The following is a 15,735-nucleotide window of genomic DNA, read 5'->3' on the forward strand; positions in this document are numbered from 1 at the left end:
GCCGGGTCGGCTGACCTGCGGGACTTCCGGACCCCGAGCCTTGTTGCACATGGCTCGCAGGTACGCTGATGCGGCAAGCGATGTGTCGTACGAGGGCGGTGGGGTTCGCAGATGAGCGCGACGACGGTGGCGCCGGTACGGGCGGACGCCGACAGGTACGTACTGCGCACCGCCACCCCCGCGGACCTCGGCGGGGCGCGCGCCGTGATGCTCGACACCGTCTACCGCGACCTGCGGTCCGGATACGTGCCGCGCTGGCACGCCGACATCATCGACCCGGACACCGCCTATCTGCGCCCCGGCCGTTGCACCCTGCTGGTCGTCGAGTGCGACGGCGAGATCGTCGCCACGGGCGCCGTCCGCGACCGCGGGCCCCAGGCCCCGCCCAATCCGCGGTGGATCGCGGACCGCTTCCCGTCCGGCACGACCGCCCAGCTCTGCCGGATCTACGTGGCGCCCGCACACCGCAGGCGCGGTCTGGCGCGCCGGCTGGTCCGCGAGCTCTGCGGCTTCGTCGCGCGAGCCGGCGGGTACGAGGCGATCTACCTGCACACCGACCCCGCCGTACCGGGTGCCGAACCGTTCTGGCGGTCGCTGGCGGACGAGGTGTGCGACGAGCGGGCGCTGCCGGGCGGCGGCCAGGGCATCGTCCACTTCGCGCTGCCGGTGCCGCCTGCCGTCCCCGCCCCATAGATGACAATCGTTTTCATATAAGGTCGCTGCCATGCCCACGCCCCGACGCCGTCGCTCCGTGCTGCCGCTGACGCTCTCCGCGCTGGCCCTCCTCGTCCCGCTCGCCACCGCCTGCTCCTCGGACGCCTCCAACGGTTCCGCGCAGGGGAAACGGCTCCGGGTCGTCATGGCCTTCCCGCCCGCCCAGGCCATGTCCCCCTACGGCGACGACGCGGTCACGCTCAGCCGCCTCGCCGTGATCGAGGGCCTCACCACCCTCGACAGTGACGGCGGGGCCGAGCCCGCACTCGCGACCTCCTGGAAGCGGGACGACGACCGCACCTGGACATTCACCCTGCGCGACGCCACCTTCCAGGACGGTACGAAACTCACGTCCTCCGACGCCGTGCGCTCGCTGCGCGCCGCCGAGAAGGCGTCGCCCAAGCCGCGGGTCCTCAGCGACACCCGCCTCACCGCGTCGGCGCCGGACGCGCGGACCGTCCGGATATCCACCGCCGACCCCGACCCGCTGCTGCCCCAGCGCCTGGCGAACCCCTCCCTCACGATCCTGTCCGCCGCCGCTTACTACGACGGCAAGGTGACCCCCGCCGGGCACGCCACCGGCCCGTTCACGCTGACCGCGGTCAACGGCGCGGTCAGCGCCACCCTCCAGCGCAACGACAGCTACTGGGGCCCGAGGGCCAAGGCACCCGGAGCCGACGTGCAGTTCGTCGCCGACGGCACCGCACGCGCCAACGCCCTGCGCACCGGGACCGTCGACATCGCCGAGTACGTCCCCCTCTCGCAGACGTCCCTCCTCGGTGACGGGCTCGTCCACGCATTCCCCTCCGCACGCACCAACGGCCTCTCCCTCAACACCCGGCGCGGTGTCTTCGCCGACCCGGCCATGCGCGCCGCCGCCCGCGAGGCCATCGACTCCAAGGCCCTGGTCAAGAGCGTCTACGAAGGCCGCGCCGACACCGCCCAGGGCCTCCTCGGCCCCGGCGTGCCCTGGGCCGCAGCCGACCGCACGGCCCCCGCGAACCGGGCGAAGGCCGCCGACCGGGCCCAGGTGGCGAAGACGAAGGAGATCGTCCTCGCCACCTACACCAACCGGCCCGAACTGCCCGAGGTCGCCACCGTCGTCCAGCAGCAGCTCACCGCCCGCGGCTTCACCGTCAAGCAGGTGGTACGCGACTACGCCCAGCTGGAGGCCGACGCGCTGGCCGGCCGGTTCGACGCGTTCATCCAGGCCCGCAACACCCTCCTGGACACCGCCGACCCCGTCTCCTACCTCGCCTCCGACTTCACCTGCGACGGCACCTTCAACATCTCCCAGCTCTGCGACGAGCGGGTCGACGCCGCCGTGGCCAAGGCCGCCGGCCTCGCCGGCACGGATGCCCGCCACCGTGCCGAGATGACCGCCGAGGCCGACATCCTGGGCACCGACGCCCTCGTACCGCTGCTCCACGAACGCTTCGTCCAGGGGTACGACGAGAGCCGCGTCCACGGCGTCTCGCTCGACCCGATGGAACGCACCCTCATCACCGCCGACACCCGCGTCGGGTGACCGGGTGAAGCACCTGGCGGGACGGCTCGGCACCCTCTTCGCGGTCGTCGCCGTCATCGGGCTGCTGCCCCGGCTGACCCGCACCGATCCGGCGCTCACGATCCTGCACGCCCGCTACGCCGACCGGCCGCCCACCCCCGAGACCCTTGACGCGATCCGCGCCGAGACCGGCCTCGACGGCGGGCCCGCACACGTCCTCGGCACCTGGCTCCGCGGGCTCGGCCACGGCGACCTCGGCATCTCCTGGGTCTCCGGGCAGCCCGTCGCCCCCGACGTGGTCTCCGCGCTCGGCGTCTCCCTCACCCTGATGGGGGTCTCGCTCGCCGTCGCCGTGCTCCTGGCCGCCCTGCTCGCGGTGGGCACGCTCCGGCGCGGGGCACGGCGCCGGATCCGCACCGCACGGGCCGGGACGAGCGCCGCCGTACTCGCCGCGCTGCCGGAATTCCTGCTGGCCGCCGTGCTGGCCACCGTCCTCGCCGTGCGGCTCGGCTGGTTCCCCGCGCTCGGCTGGGGCACGCCCGCTCAGGCGGTGCTGCCCGCACTCGCCATGGGCATCCCGGCGGGGGCCCTGCTCGGCCGGCTGCTGGACGACGCACTGCCCGCCGCGTTCGCCGAACCGTGGGCGCGGACCGCGGCCGCGGGCGGACTGCCCGGACGCCGCGTCGCGCTGCACGCACTGCGCCGCACTCTGCCCGGACTGCTGCCCCAGCTCGGGCTGATCGTCGTCGGCCTCACAGGCGGCGCCGTCGCCGTCGAGACGCTGTACGCCGTACCGGGCCTCGGCGGCACGGCGCTCGGCGCGGCCCTCGCGCAGGACCTCCCCGTCCTCCAGGCCTGTGCGCTGCTCCTCCTGCTCCTGGGCGTCGTGGCGGGCGGCGCGGCCCGCCTCGCCACCCGCGCCCTGCTCGGGCCCGCCCTGCGCGACGGGGCCCTGCCCGCGCTGGTGCCCCCGGTGCTGCCGGCCCGCCGTACGGTCGTCGCCGGGGCGGCGGTCCTCGCCGCCCTCCTCGTCGCCGTGACCCTCGCGGGACTGCTGCGCGACCCGCTCCACGTCGACGCCGCGGCCCGCCTCGCCGGCCCGTCCGCCGCGCACCCCTTCGGCACCGACTCCCTCGGCCGCGACATCCTCGCCAGGCTGGGCCACGGAGCGGCCGACACGGTGCTCGCCGCGGTCGCCGTCTCCGCCGCGACCCTCCTGCTGGGCCTCGTCCTCGGGGCGGTACGGGCCGGGGCACTCACCGAGACCGCCAACGCGCTGCCCGCGATCCTCACCGGACTGGTCGTCGCGGGCATCGCCGGACCGGGCCCCTGGAGCGCCGCCGCGGCCGTGACCGCCGTCGCCTGGGCCCCGCTCGCCGCCCACACCTCCGCCCTGTACGCGCAGGAGCGTGCCGCCCCGCACATCACGGCCGCGCGCTCCCTGGGCGCCGGGCGCCGGCACCTGGCCCGCCGCCATCTGCTGCCCGCCGTCCTGCCCCCGGTCCTGCGCCACGCGGTCCTGCGCGTTCCGGCGATCGCCCTGGCCCTCGCCTCCCTCGGCTTCCTGGGACTGGGCACACAGGCCCCGGCGCCGGAGTGGGGCCGGATGCTGTCGGAGAACATGCCGTACGCGGAACGGGCCCCCTGGTCCGTACTCGCCCCCGCCGCCGCCCTCGCCGTCCTCGGCGCCCTGTCCGTCCTCACGGCAGCGGCGGTACGCGGCCGGACCCGGACGGGCGCCGCGTGACCGCGCACGCGCCGGCGCCCGGCCGACGGGCGGAAGGAGAAAGGGGAAGAGAGAGGGGAAGGGAAAGGGAAAGAGGGAGGGGAAGAGAGAGGGGAGGGGGAAGGGAAACGCAAGGGGAGGCGACTGCGGACCGTCCCGAGGTCCTGGCGACACCCCGAGAAACGACCGCGAGCGGACCCGAGGACGCCGCGACACCCCGGTACACCCCCTACCTGCGCCTCCTCGCCGCCACCCAGTTCGCCTTCAACGTCGGCTTCTACGCGGTCCTGCCCTACCTCGCCACCCACCTCGGCACCGGCCTCGGCATGGCCGGCTGGCTCGTCGGACTCGTCCTCGGCCTGCGCACCTTCAGCCAGCAGGGCCTGTTCGTCGTGGGCGGCGCACTCACCGACCGGTACGGCCCCCGACCCGTCGTCCTGGCCGGCTGCGCCCTGCGGATCGCCGGCTTCGGCTGGCTCGCCCTCGCCGGATCCACCACGACCGTCCTCGCAGCCGTGGTCCTCATCGGGTTCGCCGCCGCGCTGTTCTCACCCGCCGTGGAGTCCGAGACCGCCCGCGAGGCCGTCCGGCACGAGAAGGACACCGGAACCCCGCGCGCCCAGGTGCTGGCCGTGTTCTCCGCCGCCGGACAGGCCGGTGCCTTCATCGGTCCGCTGCTCGGCTCGCTGCTCCTGCTGCTCGACGCCGGATTCCGGGCGGCCTGTCTCGCCGGTGCGCTGGTCTTCGTCGGCGTCCTCGCCGGACACGCCCGGAGGATGCCACGCCGGGCTCCCGTCACCAGGGCGGCCGAGCCCCGGCGCTTCCCGCGCGAGGTCTTCGGCAACGGCCCCTTCCTCGTGCTCTGCCTCGCGTACAGCAGCTACCTGATCGCGTACAACCAGCTCTACCTCTCCCTCCCCGCCGAGGTGGAGCGCGCCACCGGTGCGCAGACCGCCCTCGGCTGGCTGTTCGCGCTCTCCTCACTCCTGGTCGTCTGCGCCCAGCTGCCGGTCACCCGCTGGGCCGCCCACCGCATCGCCCCGCGCACCGCCCTCGCCGCCGGACTGGCCGTCGTCGCCGCCGCCTTCGCCGCCGTACCGCTCACCCCCGCCGGGCCCGCCGGACTCCTGCCCGGTGCCGCGCTCGTGGTCCTGCTCACGCTCGGGCAGATGCTGCTGGTGCCCGCCGCCCGCGGCCTCGTACCGGATCTCGTCGACGACCGCCGCCTCGGACTCGCCACCGGAGCGCTGTCGTCCGTCTCCGGACTCGCCGTGCTCGGTGGCAGCGCGGCCACCGGGGCGCTGCTCGGCGTGCCCGGCCCGGTCCGGTGGGCGGTGCTCGCCGCCGTGCCGCTCGCGGGCGCCGCACTCGCCTTGACCCTTCCGGTGGGCAGAGACGGGAAGCGGAAGCGCTGACGCCGAGTCGGGGTACGGGTAAACGGGTAGAAGCACCGCCGACCCCCTTGGAGGACATACACCATGACCGCCGAACTCTCCCCGGAACTCAAGGCGCTGCTGGACACGCCCGTCTTCGTCATCGTCGCCACCGTCCAGCCCGACGGCAGTCCCCAGGTCTCCCCGGTCTGGGCGAAGCGCGACGGCGACGACGTGCTCATCTCCACGACGGTCGGCCGCCGCAAGGAGCAGAACCTCAGCCGCGACCCCCGGGTCTCCGTCGTCGTGCAGCCTTCCGACGCGCCGTACACGTACGCCGAGATCCGCGGCACCGCCGCGCTCACCACCGAGGGCGGCCAGGACCTCATCGACGAGCTGTCGGTGAAGTACACCGGCAAGCAGTACGCGGAGTTCAACCCCGAGGCCGGCGCCGACGGCGAACGGGTGGTCGTCCGGATCACTCCGCGCAAGGTCGTCGGACGCGTCTGAGGTGTCTTCCCCGCGGTTCGCCCGGAGGGGCGGGTCGCGGGGCGGACGGGGGGCGGATCGCGGGGCGGACGGGGGTTCGACGAAGTCCCCCCAAGGCGCTGCGCCGCCAGAAACTTTTCCCCGCGATCCCCGAGGGGCGCGGGGCACTGGTGCGCGCCCACTACCCTTGAGGCGTGACTATTCGCCTGTACGACACAAGCGCCCGGCAGATCCGTGACTTCGTACCGCTCACCGCGGACTGTGTCTCGATCTACCTCTGTGGCGCTACCGTCCAGGCCGCCCCGCACATCGGGCACATCCGGTCCGGGCTGAACTTCGACATCATGCGCCGCTGGTTCGAGTACCGCGGCTACGGCGTCACCTTCGTCCGGAACGTCACCGACATCGACGACAAGATCATCGCGAAGTCGGCCGAGCAGGGCCGCCCGTGGTGGGCCATCGGCTACGAGAACGAGCGGGCGTTCAACACCGGCTACGACGCGCTCGGCTGCCTCCCGGTCACCTACGAGCCCCGCGCCACCGGCCACATCCCCGAGATGGTCGAGATGATGCGGGGCCTGATCGAGCGCGGTCACGCCTACGCCGCCGACGGCAACGTCTACTTCGACGTGAAGTCGTTCCCCGGCTATCTCTCGCTCTCCAACCAGGACCTGGACGACCTGCGCCAGCCGTCCGGCGAGGGCGAGACCGGCAAGCGGGATCCGCGCGACTTCGCGATGTGGAAGGCCGCCCGCCCGGGCGAGCCCAGCTGGGAGACCCCGTGGGGCCGCGGCCGGCCCGGCTGGCACCTGGAGTGCTCCGCCATGGCCCACAAGTACCTCGGCACCGCCTTCGACATCCACGGCGGCGGCATCGACCTGATCTTCCCCCACCACGAGAACGAGATCGCCCAGGCCAAGGCCTACGGCGACGCGTTCGCGAAGTACTGGGTCCACAACGGCTGGGTCACCATGTCCGGCGAGAAGATGTCGAAATCGCTCGGCAACTCCGTCCTCGTCAGCGAGATGGTCAAGCAGTGGCGTCCGATCGTGCTGCGCTACTACCTCGGCACCCCGCACTACCGGTCGATGATCGAGTACAGCGAGGAGGCCCTGCGCGAGGCCGAGTCCGCGTTCGCCCGGATCGAGGGCTTCGTCCAGCGCGTCGTGGAGAAGGCCGGCGGTGAGGTCGCCCCGGCCGTCGAGGTCCCGCCCGCCTTCGCCGAGGCGATGGACGACGACCTGGGCGTCCCCCAGGCCCTCGCGATCGTCCACACCACCGTCCGCCAGGGCAACTCCGCACTCGCGGCGGACGACAAGGAAGCCGCCGTCGCCCGCCTCGCGGAGGTCCGCGCGATGCTCGGCGTCCTCGGTCTCGACCCCCTCGACGACCACTGGTCCGGCGAGAGCGACCGCGGCGACGACCTCCACGGCGTCGTCGACACCCTCGTACGCCTCGTCCTCGACCAGCGCCAAGCGGCCCGCGACCGCAAGGACTGGCCCACCGCCGACGCCATCCGCGACCAGCTCGGCCAGTCCGGACTCGTCATCGAGGACAGCGCCACCGGGCCACGATGGACACTCGGCCCGCGCCAGTAGTCCTCCCATGTGCCGCCCGGCGTTCCGGGCGGCACACTTCACTTGTACGCACGCATGTCTGAGAAGCAACGAAACAGGTAGGTCATGGCCGGGAACAGCCAGCGCAGGAACCGCCGCACGTCCAACAAGAAGGGCGCGCAGGTAGGCAGCGGTGGGCAGCGACGCCGTGGCCTGGAGGGCAAGGGCCCGACGCCGCCCGCCGCCGCCCGCAAGGGACACAAGAGGAACCGGGTCGCCAACGCCCAGGCCAAGCAGGCCGCGGCCCGCAGGCCCGCGCCGCGCCGCGGCGGCGTCAAGGGCACGTCCGAGATGGTCGTCGGCCGCAACCCGGTCTACGAGGCCCTGCGCGACGGCGTCCCGGCGACGACCCTGTACGTCCAGCAGTACATCGACAACGACGAGCGGGTCCGCGAAGCCCTCCAGCTCGCCGGTGAGCGCGGCAACATCAACCTGATGGAGGCCCCGCGCGTCGAGCTGGACCGGATGACGAACGGCCTGAACCACCAGGGCCTCGTCCTCCAGGTCCCGCCGTACGAGTACGCGCACCCGGAGGACCTCACCGCAGCCGCGTACGACAACGGCGAGGACCCGCTGATCGTCGCGCTCGACGGCGTCACCGACCCGCGCAACCTGGGGGCGATCGTCCGTTCCGTCTCCGCGTTCGGCGGCCATGGAGTCGTCGTGCCCGAGCGGCGCGCGGCCGGGATGACGGCGGGCGCCTGGAAGTCCTCGGCGGGCACGGCCGCCCGTACGCCCGTCTCCCGGGTGACGAACCTGACCCGGGCCCTGGAGGGCTACCAGAAGGCCGGCCTCACGGTCGTCGGCCTCGCCGCGGACGGCGAGCACACCGTCGAGGACCTGGAGGCCCTCGACGGCCCCGTCGTCATCGTCATCGGCAGCGAGGGCAAGGGCCTGGGCCGCCTCGTCGGCGAGACCTGCGACTACCGGGTCCGCATCTCGATGCCGGGCGGCGCGGAGTCGCTGAACGCCGGTGTCGCGGCCGGGATCGTCCTGTACGAGGTCGCGCGGCGCCGCGCCTGACGGGCCGGGCGGGGCTCCGGGGACACGCCTCAGCCCTGCCGCAGGTTCCGCACCCGGGTCAGGAGGAGTCGGGCGTGGCGGCGCGCCGAACGCTTGGCGCGCGCCAGCCTCTCGCGACGGACACGGTTCACGACCGACGGCGGGGCGCCGTCGGTGGAAACGCTCAGGGACAGCGGCAGGTCCGTGTCCCGCTGCCAGCCGCAGCTGGTGATGCGCACCTTCAGGTCCCAGACACCCGCGTTGCGCCCCGCGTTGAGGGTGTCCGGGGCGAGGTGGGCCACCGTGGTGTGCACCACCCGGAACCGGTCCGCCGCGCCCCGCGGCTTCCCCGACGGGGTGCGTTCGACGGCTGTCGTCGCCGGAAGGAAGAACTCCTCGCCGCCGCCCCGCCGTCGGGCCAGGACATCCATGCGCGCCGAGCCGAGCCGTTGTGTCACGTCGAGCGCGTCCGGACGGATGCCCGCCACGGGGGCGGTCAGGGCGTCGGTGCCGTCGGAGCGGTGGGTGAAGCCCAGCGGCGAGGAGCCCGAGTACAGCTCGCCCGTCGCCGTGATCTCCAGCGACGGGGAGATGTGGGCCGTCGCCCTCGCCCGTACCCGTGACTCCCACCCCGCCCATTCCAGGGCCTCCGCCATCCGGCCCTGGATCAGCAGGTCCGCCGCCGCCCGGCGGCTCGTCGGCAGCCCCGCGGCGACCCCGGGGGCGAATCGCGAGACGGCCACGGCCCGCGCCTCCCTGAAGAAGTCGGCCCGCCACTCCGTGGGGGCGTCGAGGAAGCGGCGCCCGCTCAGCCGGTCGACGATCTCCACGCGCAGCCACCGCCGGTGCAGCCTGTCGCGGAGTGCTCCCGGTCCGGTGTGCCGGTCGACGATGTCGAGGGCCTCCTGGAGATTGCCGAAGTAACCGGCCGGGTCGAAGGCGCGGAATCCGGCGTTCGAGGCGTCCGGGCGGCCCACGTGGTAGTAGCAGACGTAATCGGACAGCACGGAGATCCGCCGGGCGGCGAAGTAGGCGGCGGTGACGAAGACATGGTCCTCCAGCCGCCGCTCGTCCTCGGGAAAGCGCAGACCATGCTCCAGGAGGAACTCCCTGCGGAACATCTTGTGCGGGGTCAGGCTGTCGATGAGCGGGGCGTTCGCGAGCGTCGCCTCGGGGTGGTTCCTGCGGAACAGCTCGCGCGGGACAGCGCGGCGGATGCCCGCCATCCGGCCGACGACGACATCGGCGTCATGGGCGGTCGCGTACGCGTACAGCCGTTGCAGCGCCTCGTCACCGAACCAGTCGTCGTTGTCGGCGAACTGGACGTACGTACCCCGGGCACGCTCGATACCGATGTTGCGGGGGCGGGAGGGCCAGCCGGAGTTGGGTATGTGCACGACGTCGATGTGCGCGTGACGGGAGGCGAGGTCGTCGAGCCGGGCGCCCGTGCCGTCGGTCGAACCGTCGTCGACGAAGATCACCTCGAAGTCGCCGGGTGCCATGGACTGGCGCAGCAGGGAGGCGATCAGTTCGTCGATGTGCGGACCGGGGTTGTACACCGGGACGACGACGCTGACCCGGGGTTCGGGGGTGGTGCTCATGGGACGCGTACCTTTCGGGACGGGCGGGGACGGTCCGGACCGGACGTGGCCCGGTCGGGAAGCAGACCCCGGATGCGCAGCACCCGGCGTTCGACGGGGGCGAAGACGGCCGACTCGACGACGACACCGACGGCGAGGATCAGCAGGACGGCCGCCAGGACCAGGGCGGTGTCGTCCTGCTGTTTGCCGGAATCGAGGAGTTGGCCGACGCCGGGCAGTGGGGCGGTGGTGATCAGTTCGGCGGTCATCAGCGCCCGCCAGCCGAACGTCCAGCCCTGCCGCAGTGCGGCGACCAGACCGGGCAGTGCCGCGGGCAGCAGGATGTGGCGTACGTAGGGGAGGCCGTGCGCCCCCAGGGACCGGCCCGCCCGCAGCAGCAGGGGCGGGATCCGGCCGAGCGCCCCCGCGAGGCCGAGGGCCACCGGCGGTACGGCACCCAGCAGGACGACCGCGTACACCGCGCCCTCGGACTCCCCGAGGACGACCACCGCCAGCGGGACGAGCCCGGCCGCCGGCAGTGACTGGAGGGCGGACAGGACGGGCGAGAGCACCTCCCGGGCCGGCCGGACCCGGTGGACCAGCAGACCGGTCAGTACCCCCAGCACGACGGAGAGGACGAATCCCGCACCGGTCCGCAGCAGGCTGTGGCCCAGCGAGGGCAGCAGCGTGCCGTCCCGCCAGGTGCCGGCCAGCGCCGCCGCGACGGACGAGGGGGAGGGCAGCGTCGTGGAGAGGCCCCGGGCGTAGGCGGCCTGCCACAGCAGGAGGACACCCAGCACCGCGACGGCCGCGGCGGCCGGCGGACGGAGGCGGCGCCGCCGGGCACGGGACGGGGCGGTGGGGGCGGGGGCGTCCAGGGCGTCGAGGCCGTCGGAGACCTCGCCGGCCACCGGTTCAGCCGATACGGGCATGGCGCACGACCTCCTCCCGCAGCCGGGCGGTGATCGTGGCGGAGTCCGTCCCCGGTGCCCCGCCCTGCCATGCGTGCGCGACGCGCCCCGGCCGGGACGCCAGCAGGACGATGCGGGTGCCGAGGCGGACGGCCTCCGGCACGTTGTGCGTGACGAACACGACCGTGAGCCGCTGCTCGCGCCACACCCGGGTCAGCATCTCGTGCAGGACGTCGCGGGTGATCGCGTCGAGCGCGGCGAACGGTTCGTCCATCAGCAGGACGCTGCTGCCCTGCGCCATCGCACGGGCCAGCGCCACCCGTTGGCGCATCCCGCCGGAGAGCGTGTGCACGGGCCGGTCCCGCACCCCGTCGAGCCGCACCAGCGAGAGCAGCCGCTCCGTCTCGGCGTGCCACCGGGATCTCGGCACCCCGCGCAGCCGCAGGGCGATTTCGACGTTCCCGCCCGCGGTCAGCCACGGGAACAGGGCGTGTTCCTGGAACATCAGGGCGGGCCGGGGCTCGGGCCGGGACACGGTCCCCGACAGGGGTTCGACCAGTCCTGCCAGCAGGGCGAGAAGGGTCGACTTCCCGGATCCGGACGCGCCCAGCACACAGAGGAACTCGCCCTCGGCGACGGTCAGGTCGAGGTCCTCGACGACGGGAGCGGACCCGCCCGGATAGCCGTGGGTCACGCGGGACAGAGCAAGGGCCGGCACAGGATCACCGGACCATGCCCGCGGTGAGCGTGGCACCGTCGGCGTGGTCGATCAGGAGGAACGATCCGGTGCGCCGGCAGTCGGCGTACGAGTCCGTGAAGAGCGCCTCGGCGGTACGCAGCCGCACCCGGCCCAGGTCGTTGGCGGTGAGCCCGTGGGGTGCTCCGGTGATCTCCTCGACCACGGCCTTGACGGTGCGGGTGGTGTGCCTGACGAGCACCCGGTCACCGACGCGCAGTGGCCGGTCGGCGAGGTGGCAGACGTCGGCCTCGACCGTGCGGGTCGGCAGAGGTGCTTCGGCGGCGGGCACGATCAGGTCGCCCCGTGAGACGTCCAGTTCGTCGCCGAGCCGCAGAGCGACCGAGTCGGACGCGTACGCCGCCGGGACGGGCTCACCGAGCCGGTCGATCGCGGTGACGGTGGAGCGCCGCCCGGAGGGCAGTACGGTGACCTGCTCGCCGACCCGCAGCACTCCGGACGCCAACTGGCCCGCGTAGAGACGTCGGCCGTCGTGCCGTATGACGTACTGCACCGGGAACCGGGCGGGCCTCCCGGCGAGATCGTCGTCGGTGGGCACGGTCTCCAGATGCGCGAGCAGGGTCGGACCCGTGTACCAGTCCATGCGGGCGGAGGGCTCCACGACGTTGTCGCCGTTCAGCGCGGAGAGGGGGATCGCGGTGAACGAGGCCGGCCCCGGGACGCCGAGCCCCTGGGCGTGGCGGGCGAAGTCCTCGGTGACGCGGCGGAATTCCTTCTCGGACCAGTCGACGAGGTCCATCTTGTTGACGGCGAGGACGACGTGGGGGACGCGCAGGAGTGCGGTGACAGCGGCGTGGCGTCGGGTCTGTTCGACGACGCCGTTGCGGGCGTCGACCAGGACGACCGCGAGCTCGGCGGTGGATGCGCCGGTGACCATGTTGCGGGTGTACTGCACGTGGCCGGGGGTGTCGGCGAGGATGAACCGGCGGCGGGGTGTGGCGAAGTAGCGGTAGGCCACGTCGATGGTGATGCCCTGTTCGCGTTCGGCGCGCAGTCCGTCGGTGAGCAGGGCGAGGTCGGGGCCTTCCCGGCCGCGGTTGCGGGAGGCGTGCGCGACGGCTTCGAGCTGGTCGGCGAGGACCGACTTGGAGTCGTGGAGGAGGCGTCCGACGAGGGTGGACTTGCCGTCGTCGACGGACCCGGCGGTGGCGAACCGCAGCAGGGTGGTGGCCGAGAGCTGCCCGGTGGTGGCGGTGGTGGCTGTGACGGTGGTGGTGGTCATGGCGGGCCTCTCGTGGGATCAGCCGGATCGGGGAGCGGGGGCCGGTGCCGTGCGGCGCAGGGCGGTGGAGGGACTCATGGCGGTGCCATGGCGAGGGACGAGGGACGACGACGCGGCGAGGTGCGGTGCCGGGGCACGCGATCCCGGCCTGATCCACACGCGAGGCCCTCAGAAGTACCCTTCGCGCTTGCGGTCTTCCATCGCGGCCTCGGAGAGCTTGTCGTCGGCGCGGGTGGCACCGCGCTCGGTGAGGCGGGAGGCGGCGATCTCGGTGATGACGGCGTCCAGGGTGGTGGCGTCGGAGTCGACGGCGCCGGTGCAGGACATGTCGCCGACCGTGCGGTAGCGCACCTGCCGGATCTCGGTCCTCTCGTGTTCCCCGGGGCCGCCCCAGTCGCCGGCGGTCAGCCACATGCCGGAGCGGTCGAAGACCTCGCGCTCGTGGGCGAAGTAGATCTCCGGCAGCTCGATGCCCTCACGGGCGATGTACTGCCAGACGTCCAGTTCGGTCCAGTTGGAGATCGGGAAGACGCGGACGTGCTCGCCGGGGGCGTGGCGGCCGTTGTAGAGCTGCCAGAGTTCGGGGCGCTGGCGGCGGGGATCCCACTGGGAGAACTCGTCACGCAGCGAGAAGACCCGCTCCTTGGCGCGCGCCTTCTCCTCGTCCCGCCGTCCGCCGCCGAACACGGCGTCGAAGCGGTGCCGCTGGATCGCCTCGGTGAGCGGGACGGTCTGGAGGGGGTTGCGGGTGCCGTCGGGGCGTTCGCGGAGCTTCCCGGCGTCGATGTACTCCTGTACGGAGGCGACGTGCAGCCGCAGCCCGTGCTTCTCCACGGTGCGGTCGCGGTACTCCAGGACCTCGGGGAAGTTGTGCCCGGTGTCCACGTGCAGCAGCGGGAACGGCACCGGCGCCGGGGCGAACGCCTTCAGCGCCAGGTGCAGCATCAGGATCGAGTCCTTGCCGCCGGAGAACAGGATCACCGGCCGCTCGAACTCACCCGCCACCTCACGGAAGATGTGCACCGCCTCGGACTCCAGGGAGTCCAGGTGCCCTCGGGGGGCCGGGTCCTGCGGCGTCATACCGGGCTCCTTCCGCTGAGCAGTTCCAGCACCGCGGCCGCCGACTCGTCCACCGTCCACAGGTGCGACTCGATCCGCAGGTCCGGTGACTCGGGCGCCTCGTACGGGTCGTCGATCCCGGTGAGACCGCTGATCTCGCCGGCCGCCTGCTGGGCGTACAACCCCTTCACGTCCCGCGCCGAGCACACCTCGACGGGCGTCGCGACGTGCACCTCCCGATAGCGGGTTCCGCTCCTGGCGTGCCGTTCCCTGACCGCTGCCCTGCTGTCGGCGTACGGTGCGATGGCCGGGACCAGGGCGATGACCCCGTTCCGGGCCAGGACCTCGGCAACCATGCCGATACGCCGGACGTTGGTGTGCCGGTCCTCGCGGGAGAAGCCGAGACCCGACGAGAGGGTCTCCCGGAACTCGTCCCCGTCCAGCACCTCGACCCGGCGGCCCGCCTCGCGCAACGCGCGCTCCACGGCGCGGGCGATGGTCGTCTTCCCGGCGCTCGGCAGGCCGGTCAGCCAGACGGTGGCCCCGCAGCGACAGCCGTCCGCCGGGCTCAGCACGTGTATCCCCACGTCCGGGAAATCGCGCGGAGGTCCTCCGGTACGGCATGCGCGGCGGGCAGGGGGCGTGCCTTCTGGATTGTGCCGGCCTTGATGGTGTCGCTCCAGTCGCCGATGAATGCCTTGAAGGGGCCGTGGTCCTGCTCGCCGTAATCCAACATGGTGGATTCCCAGGGAACTCTCAGGAATTCACAGATTCGCTGGGTGACCGTTTCCGGATCCTCGGTGAGTTCTTCGTAGCGGACGGTGAGACCCGGCAGGGACGAGCGGGCCTCCTCCACGGCGTCGACGTACTTCTTCACCTCGGCGACCGTCTGGTCCGGATCGCGGTCCGGACGGCCGTTCATCAGTGAACTGACCATGGAGGCGGGGTGGCGGAGCAGGAAGATGTAGCGCGCCTGCGGCCAGGCCTCGTGCAGGCGGCGCCAGACGAAGGCGTTGCCCGGGGTTTTGTCGACGATGACGTCCTTGCCGCTGTGGGTCAGCTCCCTGTGCAGGATGCGGTCCCACAGCAGGTACTCCAACTCCTTTCCGTCCAGGCCCAGTTCGCTCATGGCCGTGTCGGTGTACTTCTTCGACCTGCGGACCTCCAGGGTGCGCAGATGCATCTCGTGCGGTGCGCGGATCGCCGGATGGCTGTTGAGGAGCACCCGCAGCAGCGTCGACCCGGAGCGCACCGAGGAGATGACGAACACCGGCGCGGGAACCAGCCGGTCCCCGCGTGGGGCGGGGCGGGCGCGGGGCGGGGCCTGCGTGCCCGGTGATCTCCACGCGCGCAGTGCGCGGCGGGCGCGGCGGGCGGCAGCCCGTACCCGTGGATCGTGCAGTGGCATCCGTTCGTGCCTCCTTGGGACCTGTGAATCCGCTTGCCGGAGAGCTGTTCTATCGCCGCTCCATGAATCGGGAATTGTTGCCGCCTGTGGCGAGAATGAATTATTTATGAGAGGTAAATGAGAGGTAAATGCATGGTATGGTCGCCCTTCGGAAAGGGAATTCGATTCCTTGGGGCCTGGGAGCTGCACACTGCTGTGGAGGCGTCGCGTGAAAGCACGGGTGCCGACGGGTGGCAGGGGGATCCGTCAGCGTCCGATCGCCCTGTCTCGGCTCATCCCTGCCTCGGCTAGCCCCTGCCTCGGCTAGCCCCGTGCCTCGGCCGAGCGGCTCGTCGCTGTGCCGGGGGCGGTGATCCTCTGTCCGGTCGACA

General features: G+C 72.7%; 14 protein-coding genes. 7 read left to right on the top strand and 7 right to left on the bottom strand.

Features of this window, described 5'->3' with window-relative positions; genetic code table 11:
* Positions 1–111: 111 nt before the first annotated feature.
* From ACFVUT_RS26305 to rlmB, 7 genes are all read left to right on the top strand, one after another.
* Entirely contained in the window at positions 112–693 is a 582-nt protein-coding gene (locus tag ACFVUT_RS26305; protein ID WP_389654879.1) for a GNAT family N-acetyltransferase, read from the top strand.
* A 31-nt stretch (positions 694–724) separates the two neighbouring features.
* On the top strand, positions 725–2,242 hold the full coding sequence (locus tag ACFVUT_RS26310) for an ABC transporter substrate-binding protein (RefSeq protein ID WP_389654877.1): 1,518 nt from the start codon (positions 725–727) through the stop codon (positions 2,240–2,242).
* Between the two features lie 4 nt (positions 2,243–2,246).
* Positions 2,247–3,968 carry an ABC transporter permease subunit gene (locus ACFVUT_RS26315; RefSeq protein WP_389654876.1) on the top strand — a complete coding sequence of 574 codons (1,722 nt, stop codon included), beginning with the start codon at positions 2,247–2,249 and terminating at the stop codon, positions 3,966–3,968.
* Positions 3,969–4,180: 212 nt separating this feature from the next.
* On the top strand, positions 4,181–5,362 hold the full coding sequence (locus tag ACFVUT_RS26320; protein ID WP_389654938.1) for an MFS transporter: 1,182 nt from the start codon (positions 4,181–4,183) through the stop codon (positions 5,360–5,362).
* A gap of 63 nt (positions 5,363–5,425) precedes the next feature.
* On the top strand, positions 5,426–5,830 hold the full coding sequence (locus ACFVUT_RS26325) for a PPOX class F420-dependent oxidoreductase (RefSeq protein WP_389654874.1): 405 nt from the start codon (positions 5,426–5,428) through the stop codon (positions 5,828–5,830).
* A 173-nt stretch (positions 5,831–6,003) separates the two neighbouring features.
* Positions 6,004–7,407 carry a cysteine--tRNA ligase gene (cysS, locus tag ACFVUT_RS26330; protein ID WP_389654872.1) on the top strand — a complete coding sequence of 468 codons (1,404 nt, stop codon included), beginning with the start codon at positions 6,004–6,006 and terminating at the stop codon, positions 7,405–7,407.
* A gap of 84 nt (positions 7,408–7,491) precedes the next feature.
* Complete coding sequence (gene rlmB, locus ACFVUT_RS26335; RefSeq protein ID WP_389654870.1) at positions 7,492–8,448, top strand: 23S rRNA (guanosine(2251)-2'-O)-methyltransferase RlmB; 957 nt, start codon at positions 7,492–7,494, stop codon at positions 8,446–8,448.
* A 29-nt stretch (positions 8,449–8,477) separates the two neighbouring features.
* On the opposite strand, the gene ACFVUT_RS26340 is transcribed toward rlmB, so the two are convergent.
* The 7 genes from ACFVUT_RS26340 to ACFVUT_RS26370 all read right to left on the bottom strand — a co-directional run bounded on the left by ACFVUT_RS26340 (position 8,478) and on the right by ACFVUT_RS26370 (position 15,364).
* Complete coding sequence (locus tag ACFVUT_RS26340; protein WP_389654868.1) at positions 8,478–10,028, bottom strand: glycosyltransferase family 2 protein; 1,551 nt, start codon at positions 10,026–10,028, stop codon at positions 8,478–8,480.
* Entirely contained in the window at positions 10,025–10,939 is a 915-nt protein-coding gene (locus tag ACFVUT_RS26345) for an ABC transporter permease (RefSeq protein WP_389654866.1), read from the bottom strand. Before ACFVUT_RS26345 ends, ACFVUT_RS26340 begins: the two co-directional genes overlap by 4 nt.
* Positions 10,923–11,636, bottom strand: coding sequence for an ABC transporter ATP-binding protein (locus tag ACFVUT_RS26350; RefSeq protein WP_389671058.1), 714 nt, complete (start codon positions 11,634–11,636; stop codon positions 10,923–10,925). Before ACFVUT_RS26350 ends, ACFVUT_RS26345 begins: the two co-directional genes overlap by 17 nt.
* A 4-nt stretch (positions 11,637–11,640) precedes the next feature.
* Entirely contained in the window at positions 11,641–12,897 is a 1,257-nt protein-coding gene (locus tag ACFVUT_RS26355) for a sulfate adenylyltransferase subunit 1 (protein WP_389654862.1), read from the bottom strand.
* Between the two features lie 168 nt (positions 12,898–13,065).
* Complete coding sequence (gene cysD, locus ACFVUT_RS26360) at positions 13,066–13,977, bottom strand: sulfate adenylyltransferase subunit CysD (protein ID WP_389654860.1); 912 nt, start codon at positions 13,975–13,977, stop codon at positions 13,066–13,068.
* Positions 13,974–14,528, bottom strand: coding sequence for an adenylyl-sulfate kinase (cysC, locus tag ACFVUT_RS26365; protein ID WP_389654936.1), 555 nt, complete (start codon positions 14,526–14,528; stop codon positions 13,974–13,976). The genes cysD and cysC overlap by 4 nt, the downstream gene beginning before the upstream one ends.
* On the bottom strand, positions 14,525–15,364 hold the full coding sequence (locus tag ACFVUT_RS26370; protein WP_389654858.1) for a sulfotransferase family protein: 840 nt from the start codon (positions 15,362–15,364) through the stop codon (positions 14,525–14,527). The genes cysC and ACFVUT_RS26370 overlap by 4 nt, the downstream gene beginning before the upstream one ends.
* Positions 15,365–15,735 lie beyond the last annotated feature (371 nt).

It is taken from the genome of Streptomyces sp. NPDC058051, from assembly GCF_042885475.1.
Classification (GTDB): Bacteria; Actinomycetota; Actinomycetes; order Streptomycetales; family Streptomycetaceae; genus Streptomyces.

Excerpts from the sequence above, each read along its gene's own strand:
- ACFVUT_RS26305 (WP_389654879.1), top strand. The coding sequence starts at position 112 with ATGAGCGCGACGACGGTGGCGCCGGTACGGGCGGACGCCGACAGGTAC.
- ACFVUT_RS26310 (WP_389654877.1), top strand. The coding sequence starts at position 725 with ATGCCCACGCCCCGACGCCGTCGCTCCGTGCTGCCGCTGACGCTCTCC.
- ACFVUT_RS26325 (WP_389654874.1), top strand. The coding sequence starts at position 5,426 with ATGACCGCCGAACTCTCCCCGGAACTCAAGGCGCTGCTGGACACGCCC.
- rlmB (WP_389654870.1), top strand. The coding sequence starts at position 7,492 with ATGGCCGGGAACAGCCAGCGCAGGAACCGCCGCACGTCCAACAAGAAG.
- ACFVUT_RS26340 (WP_389654868.1), bottom strand. The coding sequence starts at position 10,028 with ATGAGCACCACCCCCGAACCCCGGGTCAGCGTCGTCGTCCCGGTGTAC.
- ACFVUT_RS26345 (WP_389654866.1), bottom strand. The coding sequence starts at position 10,939 with ATGCCCGTATCGGCTGAACCGGTGGCCGGCGAGGTCTCCGACGGCCTC.
- ACFVUT_RS26355 (WP_389654862.1), bottom strand. The coding sequence starts at position 12,897 with ATGACCACCACCACCGTCACAGCCACCACCGCCACCACCGGGCAGCTC.
- cysD (WP_389654860.1), bottom strand. The coding sequence starts at position 13,977 with ATGACGCCGCAGGACCCGGCCCCCCGAGGGCACCTGGACTCCCTGGAG.
- ACFVUT_RS26370 (WP_389654858.1), bottom strand. The coding sequence starts at position 15,364 with ATGCCACTGCACGATCCACGGGTACGGGCTGCCGCCCGCCGCGCCCGC.